Source organism: Micromonospora echinospora (assembly GCF_900091495.1).
Taxonomy (GTDB): Bacteria; Actinomycetota; Actinomycetes; order Mycobacteriales; family Micromonosporaceae; genus Micromonospora; species Micromonospora echinospora.
Genome location: NZ_LT607413.1, coordinates 4,703,740 through 4,723,820 on the forward strand (window position 1 = coordinate 4,703,740; position 20,081 = coordinate 4,723,820).

At 74.5% G+C, this 20,081-nt stretch carries 17 protein-coding genes and 1 tRNA gene; 7 read left to right on the top strand and 11 right to left on the bottom strand.

What is annotated here, in order from left to right; genetic code table 11:
• Window positions 1-16: 16 nt before the first annotated feature.
• Window positions 17-712 (bottom strand): DUF3159 domain-containing protein, encoded by a 696-nt coding sequence (locus GA0070618_RS21105; RefSeq protein ID WP_088985704.1) that lies wholly within the window; start codon window positions 710-712, stop codon window positions 17-19.
• An 87-nt stretch (window positions 713-799) separates the two neighbouring features.
• Between GA0070618_RS21105 and GA0070618_RS21110 the strand changes: the two genes are divergently transcribed.
• On the top strand, window positions 800-1,687 hold the full coding sequence (locus GA0070618_RS21110; protein ID WP_170107943.1) for a phosphatase PAP2 family protein: 888 nt from the start codon (window positions 800-802) through the stop codon (window positions 1,685-1,687).
• 39 nt (window positions 1,688-1,726) lie between these two features.
• Here GA0070618_RS21110 and GA0070618_RS21115 read toward each other — a convergent pair whose 3' ends face one another.
• Window positions 1,727-2,179: a YbhB/YbcL family Raf kinase inhibitor-like protein gene (locus GA0070618_RS21115; RefSeq protein WP_088983190.1), complete on the bottom strand. Its 453-nt coding sequence runs from the start codon at window positions 2,177-2,179 to the stop codon at window positions 1,727-1,729.
• Window positions 2,180-2,260: 81 nt separating this feature from the next.
• Between GA0070618_RS21115 and GA0070618_RS21120 the strand changes: the two genes are divergently transcribed.
• A complete protein-coding gene (locus tag GA0070618_RS21120) occupies window positions 2,261-2,932 on the top strand; it encodes a maleylpyruvate isomerase N-terminal domain-containing protein (protein ID WP_088983191.1) in 672 nt (223 codons plus the stop codon).
• A 29-nt stretch (window positions 2,933-2,961) separates the two neighbouring features.
• Here the strand turns inward: GA0070618_RS21120 and GA0070618_RS21125 are convergent, their stop codons facing one another.
• Complete coding sequence (locus tag GA0070618_RS21125; protein ID WP_172900314.1) at window positions 2,962-4,182, bottom strand: low temperature requirement protein A; 1,221 nt, start codon at window positions 4,180-4,182, stop codon at window positions 2,962-2,964.
• Window positions 4,183-4,315: 133 nt separating this feature from the next.
• Between GA0070618_RS21125 and GA0070618_RS21130 the strand changes: the two genes are divergently transcribed.
• The 3 genes from GA0070618_RS21130 (at window position 4,316) to GA0070618_RS21140 (ending at window position 7,048) form a co-directional block, all read left to right on the top strand.
• Window positions 4,316-5,311, top strand: coding sequence for an LLM class F420-dependent oxidoreductase (locus GA0070618_RS21130; protein WP_231931929.1), 996 nt, complete (start codon window positions 4,316-4,318; stop codon window positions 5,309-5,311).
• 1 nt (window position 5,312) lies between these two features.
• A complete protein-coding gene (locus GA0070618_RS21135) occupies window positions 5,313-6,110 on the top strand; it encodes an SDR family oxidoreductase (RefSeq protein ID WP_088983193.1) in 798 nt (265 codons plus the stop codon).
• Window positions 6,111-6,259: 149 nt separating this feature from the next.
• Window positions 6,260-7,048 carry a CPBP family intramembrane glutamic endopeptidase gene (locus GA0070618_RS21140; protein ID WP_094978035.1) on the top strand — a complete coding sequence of 263 codons (789 nt, stop codon included), beginning with the start codon at window positions 6,260-6,262 and terminating at the stop codon, window positions 7,046-7,048.
• 52 nt (window positions 7,049-7,100) lie between these two features.
• Here the strand turns inward: GA0070618_RS21140 and GA0070618_RS21145 are convergent, their stop codons facing one another.
• Window positions 7,101-8,240 (bottom strand): FAD-dependent oxidoreductase, encoded by a 1,140-nt coding sequence (locus GA0070618_RS21145; RefSeq protein WP_231931394.1) that lies wholly within the window; start codon window positions 8,238-8,240, stop codon window positions 7,101-7,103.
• 97 nt (window positions 8,241-8,337) lie between these two features.
• On the opposite strand from GA0070618_RS21145, the gene GA0070618_RS21150 reads away from it, so the two are divergent.
• Window positions 8,338-9,024, top strand: coding sequence for a TetR/AcrR family transcriptional regulator C-terminal domain-containing protein (locus GA0070618_RS21150; protein WP_231931395.1), 687 nt, complete (start codon window positions 8,338-8,340; stop codon window positions 9,022-9,024).
• 49 nt (window positions 9,025-9,073) lie between these two features.
• Here GA0070618_RS21150 and GA0070618_RS21155 read toward each other — a convergent pair whose 3' ends face one another.
• The 7 genes from GA0070618_RS21155 to GA0070618_RS35215 form a co-directional block, all read right to left on the bottom strand.
• A complete protein-coding gene (locus GA0070618_RS21155; RefSeq protein ID WP_088983196.1) occupies window positions 9,074-9,403 on the bottom strand; it encodes a hypothetical protein in 330 nt (109 codons plus the stop codon).
• The gene (locus tag GA0070618_RS21160; protein ID WP_197701563.1) at window positions 9,400-9,726 is read right to left on the bottom strand and encodes an ArsR/SmtB family transcription factor; all 327 of its coding nucleotides are present in this window, start codon (window positions 9,724-9,726) and stop codon (window positions 9,400-9,402) included. Before GA0070618_RS21160 ends, GA0070618_RS21155 begins: the two co-directional genes overlap by 4 nt.
• 223 nt (window positions 9,727-9,949) lie before the next feature.
• Window positions 9,950-12,322 (bottom strand): transglutaminase TgpA family protein, encoded by a 2,373-nt coding sequence (locus tag GA0070618_RS21165; RefSeq protein ID WP_414467529.1) that lies wholly within the window; start codon window positions 12,320-12,322, stop codon window positions 9,950-9,952.
• Complete coding sequence (locus GA0070618_RS21170; RefSeq protein WP_088983198.1) at window positions 12,298-13,434, bottom strand: DUF58 domain-containing protein; 1,137 nt, start codon at window positions 13,432-13,434, stop codon at window positions 12,298-12,300. The genes GA0070618_RS21165 and GA0070618_RS21170 overlap by 25 nt, the downstream gene beginning before the upstream one ends.
• Before the next feature lie 10 nt (window positions 13,435-13,444).
• Window positions 13,445-14,440: an AAA family ATPase gene (locus GA0070618_RS21175; protein ID WP_088983199.1), complete on the bottom strand. Its 996-nt coding sequence runs from the start codon at window positions 14,438-14,440 to the stop codon at window positions 13,445-13,447.
• Between the two features lie 31 nt (window positions 14,441-14,471).
• Window positions 14,472-17,105, bottom strand: a complete 2,634-nt coding sequence (locus tag GA0070618_RS21180) for a fibronectin type III domain-containing protein (RefSeq protein WP_414467530.1) — start codon at window positions 17,103-17,105, stop codon at window positions 14,472-14,474.
• A 171-nt stretch (window positions 17,106-17,276) separates the two neighbouring features.
• Complete coding sequence (locus tag GA0070618_RS35215) at window positions 17,277-19,721, bottom strand: fibronectin type III domain-containing protein (protein ID WP_269148432.1); 2,445 nt, start codon at window positions 19,719-19,721, stop codon at window positions 17,277-17,279.
• Window positions 19,722-19,985: 264 nt separating this feature from the next.
• On the opposite strand from GA0070618_RS35215, the gene GA0070618_RS21190 reads away from it, so the two are divergent.
• Window positions 19,986-20,072, top strand: a tRNA-Leu gene (locus GA0070618_RS21190).
• The last annotated feature ends 9 nt before the right edge of the window (window positions 20,073-20,081 follow it).

A 20,081-nucleotide genomic window follows, 5' to 3' on the forward strand; every position in this document is an offset into this window, starting at 1 on the left:
CGTCGCCGCAGGTGACTCAGGGGCGAGGTGTGTCCGGATCCGACGGTAGGACCGGATGCCGCAACCCCGGATGCCCGGCCGGCAGCGACCGGCGCACCACGAACCAACTCACCGCCAGCACCGTGGCCACCAGCGGCCAGGACAGCGCCACCCGGGCCACCACCAGCGCGACCACCTGCCCGCCGAGGTACAGCGGCACGAAGACCGCCACCCGCAGCGCGTAAGACGCCGCCCAGGCCCAACTGCCCCGACCGTACGCGCGCAGCAGGGCCGGGTCCCGCCGCCAGCGGGTCCGCTGCCCGAGCGCCACGCCGACCACCACACCGAGCAGGGGCCAGCGCACCACGATGCTGACCACCCACACCAGCGCGCTGGACACGTTGGCGAGCACCTGGAGCAGGAAGAAGTCCGTCGCCCGACCGGTCCGCAGGGCGATCAGCGCGGCCACGCAGACCGCCAGCAGTCCGATCAGCACCGAGCGGGGCCGGTCACCCCGGCGCAGTCGCCACCCGGCGACCGCCGTCCCGGTGAGCAGCGCCGCGAGCACGCCGCCCCACAGCGATTCCCCGCCCAGCAGCCATCCCACACCGAACGCGAGCGGGGGCAGGGTGGCGTCCACCGCGCCCCGGCGCCCGCCGAGCAGGTCGGCCAGGGATTCCGGTCCCGGCGGATCGGGTACGGGCGGCCGATCGGTCTGCGGCGTACCGGTCACCGTCACCTCCTGCTCGACACCCGTCCCAACTTAGCGCCGAACCGCCGTCGGCCCGTTGCCCGGGCCGGTCGCACGGGGCGCTACCGTGTGCGGGTGCAAGCGTCAGCGAGGGTCTGGACCGGGGTGTGGCTGGTGCTGCTGGCGGTGGTGCACGTCGTCGCCCTGTTCGCGGTGTGGCGGCTCGCCCTGCACACCGAAACCGGCCAGTGGCTGGACACGGTTGCCCTGACCGGCAACCAGATCGGACAGGACCGCATCGACGAACCGGTCGACCGGGTGCTCAACGCGGTGTCCGTGGTGTCCCTGCTGGCCGCCACCGCGATGATCGGGTTCATCGCCTTGCTGCGCCGCCGGATCGCCCTGGCGGTCACCGCCACCGCGCTCATCGTCGGTGCGAACGTGACCACCCAGTTGCTCAAGTACGGTCTCGCCCGGCCCGACTACGGCATCGACCCGGAACGGGCCGCAGTCGGCAACAGCCTGCCCAGCGGGCACGCCTGCGTGGCGGCCTCGGTGGCGGTCGCGCTGGTCCTCGTGCTGCCCCGCAAGGTCCGGGTGCTCGGGGCGTTCCTCGGCGCCGGGTACGCCGCCGTGAACGGTGTCGCCACCCTCTCGGCCGGCTGGCACCGCCCCAGTGACGCGGTCGCCGCCTTCCTGGTGGTCGGTGCCTGGGCCGCCGTCGGAGGGCTGCTGCTGTTGCTCACCCAGCGGGAACAGGCCCAGGTCGAACCGGCCGACGCGCACCGCGGGGCGGCCCTGGTGCTGGGCGTCGCCGGCCTGGTCGCGATCATCGTCTCGGCGGTCGCCCTGGGCTGGCTGGACGGTCAGCCCACGGAGCCGGTCCGCGAACTGACCCGGCGGCCCCTCTTCGTCGGGTACGCCGGCAGCGCCGCCGGCATCGTCGGGACGATGGGTGTGGTGATGGCCCTGGTGCTCGCCTCGGTGCACCGGCTGGTGCCCCGGGTCAACGGCTGACCACCGCCGGGCGTGCCCGGCGGTGCCGCGTCGCCAGGGTCAGCGGTAGAAGGTGCCGACCGTCGTCCCGCTGGCGATCTCCTGACCGGCGAGCGCCCGGTGCACATCCGGCACGTGCGGGGTCGTCGGCAGCTCCAACGGTCGGTCCAAGGCGTACAGCCGGAAGAAGTAGCGGTGCGCCTCCTCGCCCTGCGGCGGGTGCGGCCCGGACCAGCCCGTCTCACCGAAGTCGTTCGGCCACTCCCGGCCGCCCACCGGGACCGCGCCCTCGTCCGTGCCGCCCGTGGCGGGATCGATCCCGGTCACCAGCCAGTGCAGGAACGGCGTCTTCCCGGCGTCCGGGTCCTCCACCAACAGCACCAGCTCCCGCGCCGAGTCGGGGACCTCGGCCCACTGCAACGGCGGCGACAGGTTCCCCCCGGCCCGGGAGAACCGTCCCGGCAACAGGTCGTGGTCGTTGAACGCCGTGCTGCGCAGCATGATCCCGGCCATCGCGCCTCCACCTCCCCTTTCCCTCGCCTGGCCGCGGGTACCCGCCTGGTCCGGGCCGAAACGGCGTGAGAGGGTACGCAGGTGACCCCGGTGCAGGTGGCGTTCCGCGACGAGTGCACACAACTCGCGACGGTCCTGCGTACCCTCGGCGACGCCGACCTGGACCGGCCCACCGGCTGCCCGCCGTGGACCGTCCGGGAACTCCTCGCGCACGTGCGCACCGGCGTCGGCCGGCTCACCGGCATGCTCGCCGCTCCGGCTCCACCCCGCGCGGAGGTCGACGCCGCCGGCTACTTCGGGGCGGCCAAGTTCACCCCGTCGGTGGACGCCGACCGGGTCGCCGGTGCCCGCCGGGAGGCCGCCGTCCTGCCGGACCGGGACGCCCTGGTCGCCGACTTCGAGCGGGCCTGGCGGGCCACCGACGCCGCCGTCCGCGCGCAGCCCCCCGGACGGCTGGTTCGCACCCGGCACGGCGATGCGATGACCCTGGCGGACTTCCTGGTCACCCGGGTGGTCGAGGTCGGTGTGCACGGACTCGACCTGGCCGCCGCGCTGGGACGTACGCCCTGGTTGACGCCGACGGCGGCGGAGGTCGTCGCCGGGCTGCTCACCGGTGGCCGGGAGGTGCCGTCCGAGCTGGGCTGGGACCGGTCCACCCTGGTCGGCCGGCTCACCGGACGGTCGCCGCTGACCGGGCCGGAGCAGGCCGTCCTGGTGGCGGCCGGCTTCCGGCGGCTCTCCTTCGCCGGCTGACCGGCCCGGTCGGTGCCGGCGAGGGCCGGTCAGAACGGGGGAGCGGCGGGCTCGGGCGGGCGTCGGTAGGCGCGTCGGGCGTCGGCCACCGCCACCGCGAGCAGGATGACCGCCGCGGTCCCGGCGGAGAACAGCAACGGATTGTGCAGGAGGACCCAGCCCGGGGTGAGCAGGGCGGCCATGGCGATCCACCGGGAGCGGGACACCCGCCCGAACACCTCGTACTCGAAGCGGGCCCGGCCGGCGAGGAAGAGCAGCGGTCCGCCGAGGATCATCGCGATCCAGGCCGCCTCCGGGTGCTCCAGGGGGTGTTCGATGGCCAGCTCGTACCCGATCGCGGTGGCCACCACCCCGGTCACCATCGCCAGGTGGGTGTCGGCGGCCGAGCGGGCGATGGCGGCGGGTCGGGTGGCCACGGCCACCGCCTCGGCCAGGATCCGACCGGCCCGGTGGAAGTAGATCCGCCACAGCAGCACCGAGGTCGTCAGCGCGAGAGCGAACGCCGTCGTCCGGGCCGGGGTGAACGACCGGGCGCTGTAGGCCAGACCGCTGAACAGGATCGTCTCCCCGATCGCGATGAGGAAGAACTGCTGGTAGCGCTCGGCCAGGTGCCCACCGGCGGGCCGCCAGCGGTGGATGCGGGAGCGGCCCAGGCCCGGGACCGGCCAGCCGGTCCGGGCGGCGACCAGCTCGAGACCCAGGGCCAGCGTCCACAGCACCACCCGGGTCGTGGTCGGCATGACCGATCCGACCAGCCAGGGCACCGCGGCCACGCAGTGCACCACCAGCATGCGCACCCTGAGCTGACGGAGGTGGTAGCGACCCGACGCGAGGAACAGGATCAGGGGACGGGAGACCTGCGCGACGACGTACGCGACCGCGAACGTCGACCCGTGGTTGGTGAACGCGTGGGGGATCGCCACCCCCATCACCATGGCGCAGACCAGCGACGTGATCACGATCGTCTGCAACCAGAGGTGGTACGGGTCGTACCGGCCGATGGTCCACGTGGTGCCCTGCCAGACGGCCCAGAGGGCGAGCAGGAGCAGCAGGGTCTTGGCGCCGCCGGTCACCGGATGCCAACCCTTGGTGCCGCCGGGTTCCAGCGCGAGGTCCTCGAAGGCGCGGGCCGAGATCCGGGTGAGGGCGAAGACGAACACGAGGTCGAAGAAGAGTTCGAGGAAGGAGGCCCGCTGCACTCCGTCCGCCGCCGGTTCGGGCCGGTCGGCGGGCGGGGGGCGCGTGGTCACCTGGCAGTCGTAACACCTCCGCGCCGTTCGACGAGTCGTTATCGGCGGAAGCCGGAGCCGGTGATGGGCCGGGAGGTTCTTGCCCACCACCGGGGGCCGGCGGGACGATCGTCCGGTGACGAATCGATGGGGTATGACGGTCCCGCTCTCCGGAGTGCCGCTGGCCGACCACGCCACGGTGTACGCGGCCCTGGAGCGGGCCGGGTTCACCGACGTGTGGTCGGCCGAGGTCAACGGCACCGACGCGGTCACACCGTTGGCGCTCGCCGCCGCCTGGCAGCCCCGGTTACGCCTCGGGACGGCGATCACGCCGGTGTTCACCCGGGGGCCGGGCCTGCTGGCGATGAGCGCGGCGTCGCTGGCGGAGGCCGCGCCCGGGCGGTTCAGCCTCGGCATCGGCGCGTCCTCCCCGACGGTGGTGCGGGACTGGAACGCGGTGCCCTTCACCGAGCCGTTCCGGCGCACCCGGGACGTGCTGCGCTTCCTGCGGGCGGCGCTGCGCGGCGAGACGGTCGACGAGGTGTACGACACGTTCACCGTCCGCCGGTTCCGGCTGGAACGCCCGCCCGCCGTGCCGCCGCCGATCCTGCTCGCCGCCCTGCGGCCGGGGATGCTCCGGCTGGCCGCCGCCGAGGCCGACGGGGTGATCCTCAACTGGCTGACGGCCGAGGACGTGCCCACCGTCGTCGCCGCGGCCGGCGAGCGGCGACCCGGCTTCGAGGTGGCGGCCCGGATCTTCGTGTGCCCGACCGAGGACGCCGACCACGCGCGCGCCCTCGGCCGCCGGTTGATCACCAGTTACCTGACCGTGCCGGCGTACGCGGAGTTCCACCGCTGGCTGGGGCGGGAGCCGGTGCTCGGCGGGATGTGGCGGGCGTGGGCGGCGGGGGACCGGCGCGGGGCGGGCGCGGCGGTGCCCGACGAGCTGGTCGACGCGCTGGTGCTGCACGGCTCACCGGAGGCCTGCCGGGCCGGGGTCCGCCGGTACGCCGAGGCCGGCGTGGACGTGCCGGTGCTGGCGCTGCTGCCCACCCCGGAGCTGACCGGCGGGGGCGCGCCGGCCCTGGCGGCCCTCGTCAGCCGACTCGGCCCGCCGCCGTCGGACGGTGGCAGTCGGGCGGGAAGCTGACATGGACCTGACCGACCGGGTCGTGGTCGTCACCGGCGGGGCCGGTGGGATCGGGGCGGCGTTGGGCCGGCGTCTCGTCGCCGAGGGGGCCGCCGCCGTGGTCCTGGCCGACACCGCCGCCGACCGGGTGCGGGCGGTGGCCGACGGGATCGGACCGACCGCGCACGCCGTGGTCGTGGACGCCGCCGACGCCGACCAGGTGTCCGCTCTGGTCGCCGACGTCGAGCGGCAGTACGGCCGGATCGACCTGTTCTGCGCCAACGCCGGGGTGGCCACCGGCCGGGGCCTGGACGCCCCGGACGCCGACTGGGAGCGGGCGTGGCGGGTCAACGTGCTGGCGCACGTGTACGCCGCGCGGGCCGTGCTGCCGGGCATGCTGGCCCGGGGCGAGGGGTATCTGCTGCACACCTGTTCGGCGGCGGGGGTGCTGACCGCGGTGGGGGACGCCCCGTACACGGCGACGAAGCACGCGGCGCTGGGCTTCGCCGAGTGGCTGTCGATCACGTACCGGGACCGGGGGATCCGGGTGAGCGCGCTCTGCCCGCAGGGCGTGGACACGCCGATGCTCGCCGACGGCCTCGCCGCCGGTCACCTCGGCGCCCGGGTGATCGCCGCCTCCGGTGCGGTGCTCACCGCCGAGCAGGTCGCCGACGTGACCGTGGCGAGCCTGGCCGAGGAGCGGTTCCTGATCCTGCCGCACCCCGAGGTTGCCGACTACGCCCGGCGTCGCGTCGAGGACCCGGACGGCTGGCAGGCCGCGCTGCGCCGCATGGTCGTCCGGCTCGGGCCGGGCGGGTGACCCCGGTGGTCGCGGTCGGCCCGTCCGGTCAGCGCTGACCGTGCCGTCGGTCGGCCGTGCATCCCGGCCATGACCTGCGGATTCCACAGAGGCGACGGTACGCTCATGCCGAGCCGCGCTCACCACTCCGGACACCCGGTGGAGTCGCCATGAGTGCCACACCCGTTCCGCCCGGCACGCCCGCTGGTCCCCGCCACGGTGGTGGCCCGAACCGCCGGACCGCCCGGGCGGACTTCCCCCTCTACAACGGGCAGCCGGTGCGTCTGACCGGCGGGCAGTGGGCGGTGCTCATGGGCGCGGTCGTGGTCGCCGCCGCCGCGGACCTGCTCGTCGCCCTGCCCGGTCCGCCCTGGCTCAGCGTCGCGGTGCGCGGGGTCCTCTTCTTCGGCATCCCGCTGCTCGTGCTCGCCCGCCTCGCTCCGGGGACGCTGTCGTACCTGTTCCAGCCGGTGCGCCTGAAGGACGTGGCCCTCATGGTCGCCTTCGCCGCGATCAACCTGGTGGTGTCCTTCGTGATCGCATTCGTCGTCTCCGCCGTCCTCAACGTCAACAGCAACCCCGCCAACGACACGCTCGCCGGACTCGGCACGTTCGACCGCCTGGCGTACTTCGCCAGCACGGTGCCCCAGTTGATCGGCGAGGAGGTCTTCACCGTCCTGCCGTTCCTGGCGCTGCTCACCCTGGCCACTACGGTGCTGGGCACCGGGCGACGTGCCGGGCTGGTCCTGGCGGTGATCGGCAGCGCGGTGCTGTTCGCGGCCATCCACCTGCCGACCTACGACTGGAACATCGCCCAGTGCCTGCTCGTCATCGGCACCGCCCGGGTCGTCCTGCTGATCCCGTACCTGATCACCAAGAACCTGTGGACCTCCGTCGGCGCGCACGTCCTCAACGACTGGACCCTCTTCGGCCTGGGGCTGCTCACCGCCCACTCGTGAGCCTCCGCGCGTCCAGGGGGCGGGAGCGTCTGTCAGGGCGTGGCCGGCTGCGTCACGCGTTGTCAGCCTGCGGGCGCCGGCGCGGGGGCTGCGGTGTGAAGAAGCGGACGATGTCGTCGGCTGCCGTGGGGGAGAGCATCATTGCCTGGACCCGTGCGGACATTTCGGCGATCGGGTGGGTCCTGGTGAACATCGCCTCCTCGTACGTCCGGATCGCCGAGTCGGGGTCGGCGGGGTTGGTGGCGAGCGCGGCGGCGAGTTCGGCGGCGTCGAGCATGGCCTGGTTGGCGCCCTCGCCGACGGGCGGCATGAGGTGCGCGGCGTCACCGACGAGGGTGATGCCCGGCTGGTGGGCCCAGCGTGTACCGGTGGGCATCGCCTCGATCCTGCGGGGGGTGGGCGGGCTGTCGCCGGCTTCGATCAGTGCGGTGAGGCGGGGGTCCCAGCCGTCGAACATGTGCAGCAGAGCCCGCTTGCTGCGGTAGATGTCCAGGTGGCGGTCGTCCGCGCGTAGGGAGATCCCGACCCGGATGCCGCCGTCGCCGAGGCGTTGCGCTGCCAGGATCTGGTTCACGCCGACGCACCAGAGGTTTCCGGGGCCGACCAGCTCGGCGAGATCCGGGTGGCGCCGGTCGGCGTCGCTGATGCTGAGCTCGACCAGGGTGGCGACGGGGGACAAGGTCGCGTCGGTCAGCAGCGACCGGACGACCGAGCGTGCGCCGTCCGCGCCGACGAGGACGTCGCAGTCGGCGCTGTGGCCGCCATCGAACGTCAGCCTGAAGCCTCCGTCGGGTCGTGGCGTCGCCGCGACGAGCCGGTGCTGCCACCGGACAGTGTCGGCGGGGAGTGAATCGAGCAGGAGATCACGCAGGGCGCTGCGGTCGATCTCGGGGCGTCCGGCGAACGAGCCGGGTGATGGCCTGTGGTGCACGAGGATGCGTCCGGCCGGGTCGAGGATGCGATGCTCCTCGCCCTCCGGCCGTGCCTCGGACCGGAACCGCCCGGCGAGGCCCGCTGCGGCCAGGGCCCGTTGCCCGGACTCCGGGTGCAGGTCGAGCGAGCCGCCCTGTGGTCGCGCGGACCGACTTGCCTCGCGTTCGTACACCACCGCGTCGATGCCGTGCCGGTGCAGGATCCGGGCCAGTGTCAGGCCGCCGAGGCCACCGCCGGCGATCGCGATTCGCATCGTCATCCCCCGTTACCGTACGCTGTACCTTATGGATACGCCGTACGGTAGCGCACCGCTGCCCGTCTGGGAACGGCCCGAGCCTCAGCCCCGGGCGGCGCCGGTGCCGCTGAGCCGCGCGAAGATCGCCGCCGCGGCCATCCGGCTCGCCGACGCAGACGGCCTCGACGGGCTGTCGGTACGCAAGATCGCCAAAGAGCTCGGTGTCGGTCCGATGCGGCTCTACGACTACGTGACCAACAGATCCGAACTGCTCGATCTGATGGTCGACGCCGTGTACGCCCGGATCGCCGAGGTCGGCCAGCACACCGAGTGGCGCGCCACGGTGTTGGCCATCGTTCACCGGACCCGCGACGCCGCTCTCGACCATGAGTGGTTCGCCGACCTGCTCGGCGCGAGGCCGCACCTGGGACCGCACGCGCTCGCCGTGGGCGAATCGACCGCGGCGGCGCTCAGTCAGGCCCCTGGCGTGCGTAGCGTCGACGATCTTCAGCGGGCCGTGGGCGCCCTCGACGCGTTCGTCGTCGGAGCGCTCCGCAGGGAGATCACCGAGCGACGCACCGCCCGTTCGACCGGCACCGACGTGTCCGCTTGGCAGGCCGCCCTCGGGCCCTACCTGACACGCATGCTCGAAACAGGCCGCTACCCCACCGTCGCCCGGCTCGTCGTCGACGGTGCCCACCTCGACGCCGAGGAGACCTTCCACCACAACCTGACCACGATCCTGGACGGCCTCACCGAGCCGCGAGACCGGTCAGGTGTTCCTCCGGCCCCACCTCGACCCGAATGACCAGCACGGAGAGAGCTCTTCCGGCCCGTGGTGGGGATGCCGGGCAGGGTCAGCCGACCTGGCTCAGGAGGCGCTCCAGTTCGGTGAGGCGCTGCCGGACCTGAGCGAGTTCGCTGTGGGTGTTCTGCAGGTCCGAGCGGAGCCCGGCGAGTTCGGTGGCGGTGGCGCGGCTGCTCTCGGCGATCTGCTCCTGCGCGGTGCCGGCCTGCTCGGCGAGGTGGCGGTACTGCGTCTCGCGGGCTGCGGCGTACCGGGCGCGGTAGACGCCGAGGGCCACGAAGGCGACGATGGCGACCAGCGCGATGAGCAGCAGGGTTCCGGTGATCATGCCGGTCTGGGCGATCTGGTCGGTCGCGGTGACGGTGTCGGTGGTGCTCACTTCTCGTCCTTTCCGGGGCCGTCGGCGCCCAGGGTCGGTGCGGCGGCGGCGATCGCCGCCGGGGTCAGGTCCAGCGCGAACGGCACGACCTCGAACCACTTGACGGAGTTGCCGTCCGGTGCGGTCTCCAGCGTGCCGGCGACGAGGCCGGCGGCCTCCAGTCGTTGCAGGTGCATGTAGAGCAACGGGCGGTTCATTTCGAGGCGACGGGCCAGTTCGCTGACGTAGCTGCGTCCCTCGGCGAGGGCGGCGATGATCCGTAGCCGGTGCGGGCTCGCGAGCGCGGCGAGCGTCCGCAGCAACTCTTCTCCCGTCGGTGTCACCGGTGCCCACCCCCGACTCGTCGCTTGGGTGTCAGTATCTTCTGACACCCCCTGTCAGAAGATACTGACACCGGGGGGTGTGGGGCGTCAAGCGCGGGGCCGGGGCATCTCCGTCCCGCGCGGGAATCGGGTCGCCGGGCGGGTCAGGAGCGGGGCCGGCGCGGGCCGGGCCGCTCCGCGCGGCGGCCCAGCCGAGTCAGCCGGTCCCGCCGGTCCCGCCGGGTCAGCGGCGCCAGCGCAGCGGGCCCGGGTGGACGGACCAGAGGATCCGCCGCCAGCGGGGCTGGGCCGCGCGCAACTCGCGCACGTAGTCGGTGGCGATCCGTCCGGCGCGCGTGGCCTCGACGTCGTCGGCCCCGTCCGGGGCGAACGTGACCCGGTTGACCAGCGCCGCCAACTCCTCCACCGGGGACGCGGCCGTCACGACCGTCGCCCCGCCTCCCGGGTCCGAGACCCCGTCCGCAGGCGGTGTGCGGGCGACCACCAGCCGGCGGGCGTGCGCGGCCACCTCGGTGGCGGCCAGGTCCCCGCCGACCGGGTGCCCGGCGAGCCGCAGCGCGTCGGTCACCTCCCGCCAGGCGCCGGCGATGCGTTGCGCGGGGTCACCCCGGTCGAACCGCCGTCGGGTCAGCGCCCGACGTGCCGCCACCAGCGCCGCCAGCACCACCGCGACGAGCAGCAGCAGCACCCCCGAGCCGCCGCCGACCAGCACCGCCACCGGGGTCCCGGTCGACTCCCGGCGGGGCGGCGCGGCCACCGCCGGGGGAGTAACGGACGGTTCGACGGTCGGCTCCGGCACCTCCGACGGGGGCGGATCCTCCGGGGTCGGCCGGAAATCCTCCTCCACCGGGCGCGGCTCGTCGTCCGGCCGGGGCAGCGGGTCGAAGGCCACCCAGCCGAGGCCCTCGAAGAGCACCTCCGGCCAGGCGAACGCGTCGGCGGCGCGTACCGGCCCGCTGCCGGGGGCGCTGAACCCGACCACCACCCGGGTGGGCAGCCCGGTCAGCCGGCCGAGCACCGCGAACGCGGCGGCGAACTGCTCCGAGGTGCCCCGCTGGCCGCCGGCGTTGCGGGGCCCGAACAGGAAGAAGTTCAGATTCGGGTACGCGTGCCCGCTCGGCGCGTCGGCCACCACCCGGTAGTGCTCGGCGAGGAACTGCTCGATCGCCGCCGCGCGGGCGTACGGGGCGCCGTTCTCCTCGGCGAGCTGGGCGGCGAGACGGCGCATCGGGTCCGGCACCCCGTCGGCGACCCGCAGCACCCGGGTCACCCCCTCGCCGGCCGGTACGTCGGCGGTGGCGAGCAAATTCAGGTCGGGGCGTTCCCGCACCGAGGTCACCGTGTACCGCAGTCCCGGCGTCAGCCCGTCCGGGCGGATCAGCGTCCCGGTCGTCGGGTCGTAGGCCACCCGTGCCCCGCCGACCTCCCGTGGGGTGGCGACGGCCGGCAGGAGCCGTCCACTCAGGTCGGCCACGGTGATCTCCTGCCGGACGGTGTCGAGGCGGCTGCCCGCCGCCGGCTCGACGGCCGGCAGGACCCGGCCGGCGTTGCGGTAGGTCGCGCCCACCCGCCACGTCACCCCGTCGTAGTCGCTGAGCACCGCAAGCCGCAGCCGCACCTTGTCCGGCCCCGGATCCGACCCCGGCCCCGAACCCGACTCGGGGTCAGAGTCCGAGCCCGTCGGCCCGGCATCCGGGGCCGCACCGGCGGTCGCGGACGCCGCCGGGGCAGCGCCGTCGACCGACACGTCCAGCAGCTTCTGCTCCGGGTGCAGCGCCCACCCGGAGATCCGGATCAGCGGGTTCTCGTCCAGGGTCTCCACCTGGGGCGGCTCCACGTACCGGCGGGGATCGACCGGCCGGTCGTCGACCTGCCCGGCCACCACGGGAGCCAGCAGGGCCACCAGCCCCACCACCACGGCCAACCCGGCAGCGGTGGTGACCGTCCGGGTCGTCCGCAACGCCGCCCGCGTCCCGGCCGGCAGATCGCCGTCGGCCTCCGGCGGCGCGCCACCCGTGACGGCCAGCCCCAGCGCGGCCAGCGCGGCGAAGGCCAGCGTCGGCCAGAGCGCCGGCCCGGCGTTCGGGCCGACCACGTAGACCGCGCCGGCGTAGAGCAGCACCGGCGGCAGGTAGCCCAGCAGCACCCGACCGGCGCGCAGCGCCACCTCCGCCCCGGCCAGCCCGGCCAGCCAGGCGGCGACCAGCGGCACCAGCACGGTGTCCGGCGTCGGCTCCACCGGGATCATCGCGGTCAGCAGCCGGGCGACACCGTTGCCGGCCGCGTCCACCACGATCCGGCCCAGACCGCCCGACAGGTCGGCGCGCTGGGCCGCCACCCGCAGCGCCACCGCCGTGTAGCCGGCCAGCGCCAGCACCGACAGCGGCGCGACCAGCCAGGACCGCAGCCGGCGGGCGGCGACGCTGACCAGCACCGAACCGACCGCCGCGCCGAGCACCAGCCGGGTCAGCAGGTCACCGGCGTACACCCGGCCCAGCACCACCCCGGCCAGACCGATCATGCCGACCAGGACCAGCGGCAGCGGCACCGCCCGCAGCACCCTCCGCGCGGTCACCACCGGCGCACCCCGTCCCACTCGGCGGCGAACGCCGCGCCGTCGACCGCGTCGATCACCACCAGGCCCGCCCCGTCCGCCGGGGTCGCGTCCGCCGCGCCGAACACCGCGACCACCACCGACGGGTACGCCCCGCGCAGCGCGCCCACATGCCCGAGGCCGGCCCGGCCCCCCGGTCCGGTCAGGAAGACCAGGGTGTCCCCGGCCCGCTGCTGCCGCAGCCGGGTGGTCGCGTCCGGCAGTGATCCGGTGGCGAGCCCGACGCTGGTGAGCCGGTCCAGGGGGTGCGCGTCCGCATCGTCGTCGGGCACCACGGTCAGCAGGGTCACCGGCAGGTCGTCCTGGATCGCGGCGGCCACCACGGACGCCGCCGCCTCACACCCGGACTCGAAGCTCTCCGCCGTGCCGTCGGCCCGGTCGGGGTGCGCCTCGACCCGGTTGTCCAGCAGCACCACGATCCGGGGCAGGCTGGTGTCCACGTTCTCCCGCACCATCAGCTCACCGACCCGGGCGCTGGTGCGCCAGTGCACCCGCCGCAGTTCGTCGCCGACCACGTACTCCCGCAGCGAGTCGAAGGTGATCGACCCGTGTGGCACCCCGTCCACCCGGCCGTCGAGGCTGCGTCCGGCCCCGGTGGGGACCGCCGTCAACGGATGAACGCGCGGGTGCACCCACACCGGCACCGTGTCGCCGTAGGAGCGGGAGAGCGCGACCAGGCCGAGCGGGTCCCGGCGGATCACCCGCAGCGGGCCGATCGGCACCACGCCGCGCCGGCTGGTGGGCACGTCGTAGGTGACCGTGGTGTCCCGGCCGGGCCGCAGCCGCAGCAGCGGCACCGGGACGGCCCGGCCGCCGCACCGGTCCTCGGCGACCAGGCTCGCCGCCCGCAGCCGCCCGGCGTTGCGGACGGTCACCGACATCCGGGCCGGCTCGCCACGGGCCACCCGGTCCGGGTCGGCGTGCCGGGTCACGGTCAGTCGCGGTCGCCGGGCCGCGACGACCAGGGCGTAGCCGACGGCGGTGCCGGCCGCCGCGCCGAGCACGGTCAGCTCCGGGTACGCGAAGGCGAAACCGGCGGCCAGCAGAGCGACGGTGGCGACGAGCAGCCCGACTCCCCGGGCGGTGATCCCCATCCGCGACGGGTCAGCCCTGCGCCGGGACGGTCTGCCCGGACGGCAGGGGCACCGGCACCGAGGCGATCGCCTGGCGGAGCACCTCGGCCGCGTTCACGCCCCGCACCTGCGCGTCGGAGGAGAGCAGCAGCCGGTGAGCGAAGACCGGCCCGGCGAGGGTCTTCAGGTCCTCCGGCATGATCCAGCCCCGCCCGTCGATGAGCGCGTACGCGCAGGCCGCCCGGGTCAGCGCGATGACCCCGCGCGGGCTGACCCCGACCCGCACGTGCGGGTGGTTGCGGGTGGCCGCGGCGAGCCGCACCGCGTAGGCGTACAACGGTTCGGCGATGTGCACCCGCTGCGCCATGCCGATCAGCTCGGCGATCTCGACAGTGTCGGTGACCGCCGGCAACGCCTCCGGCGAGCGGACGGTCGCCCCGCGCAGCACCTCCACCTCCACCGCCTCGTCCGGGTAGCCGACCGACAGCTTCACCAGGAACCGGTCCAGTTGCGCCTCGGGCAGGCGGTACGTGCCGTCCATCTCCACCGGGTTCTGCGTCGCCACCACCAGGAACGGCTGGGGCACCGGGTGGCGGACCCCGTCGACGGTGACGGTGCGTTCCTCCATCACCTCCAGCAGCGCCGACTGGGTCTTCGGCGACGCCCGGTTGATCTCGTCGGCGATGACGATGTTCGCGAAGACCGGCCCGGGGTGGAACTCGAAGCCCCGGGTCGCCTGGTTGAAGATCGTCACCCCGGAGACGTCCGAGGGGAGCAGGTCCGGGGTGAACTGGATGCGCCGCCACTCGCCGGTGACGGTCGCGGCGATCGCCCGCGCGAGGGTGGTCTTGCCGACCCCGGGCACGTCCTCCAGCAGGACGTGCCCCTGGGCGAACAGGGCGGTCAACGCCAGCCGCACCACCTGCGGCTTACCCAGCACCACCGAGTTGACGTTCTCGGCGAGCCGGGCGGCCAGCGCGGCGAAACGCTGCACCTCCGGTTGGGTGAGCGGCTGGTGGGTCTTCACGGTGCGCGGTGCTCCTTGCCGTTCGGCGCGGTCAACAGGCGGGCAGGACCTTGATGTTGTCGCCACCCTCGAGGTTCAGCCAGGCCCAGGGGATGTAGTTCCTTCCCTCGTAGTTGATCCGCACCCACCAGGTGCTCGCCTTCTGGTCGTTGTAGACGTACGAGTTCACGTGCTCACCCTCGACCTTGCAGAACGCCTGCCAGCGGGTGCCCGGCTTCGCCCAGCCGACCTGCCGGTCGTTGTCCTGCCGGGCCACCGAGAACACCTCGTTGCCGTTGCGCTCGCCGGGGCGCTCCTTGTCGCAGTAGGTGCGCTGGTCGGGGGCCGAGCCGTTGTTGCAGGTCGCGATGCCGTACAGCGGGTCGGTCTTCTGGGTGCTGGTGGTGCTGCCCTTCCCGGCGGCGTTGGTCGCGGTCACCGTCACCGGGTACGACGTCCCCGGCGCGAGGCCGCCCACGGTCAGCGTCGCGCACGCCCCCGCCGGGGAGCTCTTCCCGCCCGTGGTGGCGACGCAGGTGGCCTTCCCGCCGCCCGCGTCCACGGTCACCTTCACCGTGACCGAGGTGGCCGTGGCCGACCCGCCGGTGACGGTCACCTTCGGCGGCGCGACCGTCCGGGCGGACTCGGTCGCCTCCGGGCCCGGCCCGGCCTCGTTGACCGCCCGCACCGTCACCGTCACGTCCTGCCCGTCGCCGAGCCCGTCCAGGGTGACCCGGGTGTCGGTGACGTCGCGGCGCTTCCCACCGACCTCGACCTGGTACGCCGTCACCGGGCGGCCGTTGGCCTCGGCCGGCTCCCACGCCGCCACGATCGTGCCCGGCCGGTCCGGCACCGTCTCCGCCCGCAACCGCCCGGGACGCCCCGGCGCGGTGAACGGCACCACCGTGTTGCTCACCTCGGACGCCTTCGACCCGGCACCCCGGTCGTTGACCGCGACCACGGTGAACGCGTACTGCCGGCCGTACTCCAGCTCACCGGCCGGCACCACCAGCTCGGTGCCCTTCGTCTCACCGGCGGGCGCGTTCGCCCCGGCCGACGCGGCGGTCACCACGTACCGGGTGATCTTCGCGCCCTGGCCGTCTGCGGCCGTCCACCGCACTTGTACCGTGCCGTCCGGCCGCTCCTTCGCGCTCACCCCGGTCGGGGCGTCCGGCACCTCCGCCGTCGGCACCACCGGGTTGCTCGTCCGCGCCGGGCCGGCGCCCTTGGCGTTGACCGCGTGCACCCGGAACCGGTACGTCTCCCCGTTGGTCAACCCGGTGATCTCCACAGCCCGCTGGTTGGCGCCGACCTCGACGCGCTGCCCGGCCCCCTCCACCACGTACCGGACGATCGCGGCGCCGTTGGTGGCAGCCGCCTGCCAGCTCACCCGGGCCGACGCGTCACCGGCGGCGGCGGTCACCCCGCGCGGCGCGCTCGGCTTGCCGACCTTCGGCTTCTTCGGCGGGGGAGGGGGCGGGGGAGCCGGCGGCGGGTCACCGCCGAGCACGTCATTGGCGTACTTGTCGACCTCGCTGATCTGGTGCTTGTCGTTGACCACCCGGGCCGTCGAGGAGTCCGGCGCGTTGATGAACAGGTGGTTCTCCCGGACCTCCAGCTCCAGCGGGCCCCGGGTGCCCCGGCCGGAGATCGTGTCGACCAGCTTCCCGTCCCCGTCGAAGGTGTAGATCACCCCGCCGGTGGCGTCCGGGCAGTAGAACCGGCCCGCCCACGCCACCGCCGGCCGCAGCCCGTCGCCGCTGCCCGGCACCGTGAACTCCCGCACCTGCCCGTCGTCGCCCACCACGTGGACGGTCCGCGCGTCGGGGACGGTCACCGGCACCCGGGGGCCACTGGTCCGCGTCGGCAGCGTGCCCGGCCCGGTCGCCGGCAGCGGAACCCGCCGCACCGTGTCGCCGCGTACCGTCACCAGCGCCCCGGCCGTACGGTCGAGCACCGCCACCCCGTCGTCCAGGGTGGAGACCACCAGCTCGTGGCTGCCGTCGGCGACGTCGTGGGTGCTCACCTGCTTCGGGCTCAGCCCGCCCCCGGCGCTCGCCGCCGTGGCCGGCTTCTCCGGCAGCTCCGCCGGGGTGATCGCCGAAACGGTGCCCTCGCTCGGCACGGCCACCCACAGGCGACCCTTGCCGTCGAACGAACCGCCGGTGATGCCCGGCGGATAGCGCACCGGCTCGCCGACCGGCACCAGCGACCGCGGGTCGAGCTGCCGGACGATGCCCTGCACCGCGTCCACCACGAACGCCGCGTCCTCGTGCAGCGTCACGTTCACCCCCAGGCCCGGGGTGGTGCGGGTGGTCGCGGTGATCTGGAGGGTGGCCAGGTCCAGCGAGCTGACCTGACCGGTGTTCAGGTCCCGCAGGACGAGCAGCCGGTCGGTCTGGGCGACCTGCATCGGGTGCTGCTTCGCCTGCGGCACCTCCACCCGGGTGTCCACCTTGGCGGTGATCCCGTTGACCCGGGCCAGCTCGCTGCGGGCGGTGCTCCACAGCCACGAGGAAGCGTCGTAGTTCGCCACCGCGTTGTCGGCGTAGCCGAGGTTGAGCACGGTCACGCCCATGGCGGCCAGCAGCGCGGCGACCGTGCCGACGGTGACCAGGCCGCCGCGCATCCGCGACCGGCGTTTCGTGGTGCCCGATTCGGTACTGGCGTCGTCGGTGGTGGCCACAGCCGGCTGTCTCCCCCAGGTGATCGGACTCGCCCGCGCATCGGGCCAGGCGGCGCGCCGTTCCCCGGCAGCCCGCCCGTGAGCCGGCTGCCATCATATGGCCCCGTCGATACCGGGGGAACCCGCACCGTCCGGTCCCGGACACCCTCCGTATGCAGGGACGATGTCCGTTCAGCTCGGGGACGGCCCCGGTTCGCGGGTGGTACACACCTGACCGGACGTGGCGTACGACTCGGTCGAGTAGACCGCCAGGACGGTGAAGCAGTAGTCCACCCGGGGGTTCAAGCCGTTGACCGTCCAGGTCGTCCGTCCCGGGTCGAGACTCGCCATCGCGCCCAACTGCAGACCGGCCCGGCCGCCCGCCACCACGAACGGCACCACCCCGCCGGACGGGTCGGTCCAGGTCAGCGTGACGCTCGTGCTGTCGTCGCGTAGCCGCAGGTCACCCGGCGGATCGAAGGTCGGGGCCGGGGTCGGCGGGGCGGCCGTCGGCGGACTCGGTGCCGTCCGGTCCCGCATCACGTTCACCACCAGCAGGCCCACGCCGGCCATCACCAGCAGGACCACCAGCACGGCGGCCAGCACCATCACCACCAGCAGCCGCCGGCCCGGGTCGCGGTCCGGCTTCTCCACCGGGTACGCCGGGGGAAGCTGCTCCGGTGCCGGTGGTGCCGGCGGCGGGCTGAAGAACTCGCCGGCCGGGTCGCCCGACACCGGGCCGGGTCGGCCGGTCCCGTCGAGCGTGGAGCGCCGGAGCGGGTGGAACGGGTACCCACCCACCGGCGGATCGGCGACCATCGGCGGGGCGGACGCGAGCGGGGCGGTGGTGTCCGCCGGCAGGGAGCCGCCACCCGGCGGGACGGGTGGCGCCGGGAGGGATGCCGCCGGGGCGAACGGCGCTGAGACCGGTGGCACCTGAGGGGGTGGCACTTGGGCGGATGGTGCCTGACCGGGTGGTGCCAGGGCCGGCGGCGGCGGGGCCGGTGGTGCTGGGGCTGGTGGTGCCGGGGCCGGTCCGCCCGTCGGCGCGAGGAGGTCCCAGGCGGGGGTGCTCGCCTGCCCGGCGGGTTCGGCGGTCCCCGGCCCGCCCGCCAGTGGCGGCACGTGGGACGCCCCGACCGGCGGTGGCGCGCCGTGGGACCGCCCGACCTGCGGCGGCCCGGCGAACGGCGTGTCCGGCGGTGCTGCGCCGCGCGGCGCAGCACCGGTGCCAGGTGCGCTCTGTGCCGGTGGCCCGACGGGGGGAGCGGTCTGTGTCGGCCGGCCGGGGAGGGGGGCGGCGTGCGGCGGTACGTCGACCGGGACGTCCGGGCGCGGCGGCTCACCGGCGGGCGGGGCGCTGACCGGGGAGGACAGGTGCGGTGGAGCGCTCGTCGGCGATCCGCTCACCGGACCCGGGTACGGCGGACCACTGACCGACGCGTACGGTGCACCGCTCACCGGCGACCCGTAGGGAGCACCGCTGACCGGCGAGGCGTAGGGAGCACCGCTGACCGGAAGGCTCGGAGGGCCGCTGACCGGAAGGTTCGGGGGGCCGCTGACCGGCGGGACACCGGCCGCGTGCACCGGTGGCACGGACACCTGCTGGCCGTCGGACGGCCCGCGCACCGGCGGCCCCTCGTCGGACGTACTGATCTGCCGGACCTGCACGGTCGGCTCGTCCCACTGCTGCGCCGGCACGGGCCGGGTCGCCTCCTGGCCCGGTGCCGCTGTTGGTGGTGCTGGCGAGTTACCGGGTGGGCCGGCAGGTGCGTGCGGCGGCGCGGTCAGGTGACCGGGTGCTCCACCGGATGCCGGTCGGGGGTCCGGCGCCGCGGGGCGGGCCTGCGGCTGGAGCGGAGCGGTCGGTGTCGCAGACGGGGTCACCGGTGGTGGAAGCGGAGTCGGCGGGGCGCTGCGAGGGCGGGGGACGGCTCGGCCGGTGGGCTCCCCAACCGGCGGTGCGGGCGGCGGGGTGGCCGGTCGCGCCATGTGCTCGAAAGGCGTGCCGGGCCTCGGCGTCGCGGGCTGCCGGACGGAACCCGGTGCGGCCGGTAGGTCCGCTGGCCGGGCCGCCGGGGACGGTGGGGGTGGTGGCGGCCACGGGACGCCGACCGGAGTCGGGACGGTGACGTCGGGCTGGCGGGGGGTGGGGACAGGGGGCATGGCGACGGTCGGTTCCTCCCGCCCCGGCGACGCCGGAGGGGCGGTGGCCAGGCCCAGGTAGGCGCGCGCCGCGCGGACCGCCGGATGGTCGTCACCGAGCACCCCGGGACCGGACGTGGCGACCCGTTGGTAGTTGCGGCGAGCCTCGTGGCGGTTACCGAGTTCCTCCGCGACGGAGGCGAGGTCGAACGCGATCGCCACCATCAGCGGGTCGGCGTGCCCCCAGCGGCGCTCCCCGGCGGCGAACGCCTCCTCCAGGACCCGTCGTGCCCCGGTCGGGTCGTCGGCCTCCCGGTGCAACCGGGCGAGGAGGTGGGCGGTGCCCAGCAGGTCCGGGTGGTCCTCGCCCAGACGGGGACGCGCCGTCTCGACGGTGTCCGCGAGAAGTTGGCGGGCGCCGGTGAGGTCACCTCCGGCGCGTAGGGCGAGGGCCCGGTTCCGGACGGCGGACAGTGGAGACGGCTGGGACACTCCGTCATGCTGCCGGTAGCTGCGGGTGGAACGCCACCCCGGGTGTGCGACGTCCGGTCGGAGATTCTCCGATGCCGTGGGATTCCCGCGCACGATCTTGTTGGGCAAGCCCCTGAGCTGGGGAGATGTCTGCATGGAGACCTGAGGGAAAGGCGATGTGCATGATCGAGTTCGGCGGTGTAAAGTAATGCCCCGTGCGGCCCGCCGGGCAGCCAGAGGGTGGTGGAAAACCACTCCGGCAGCCAGGGTAGGCTGAACGAGTAGGTCCGGGTGGCGGAATGGCAGACGCGCTAGCTTGAGGTGCTAGTGCCCGTATAGGGCGTGGGGGTTCAAGTCCCCCCTCGGACACCACTACGTGTG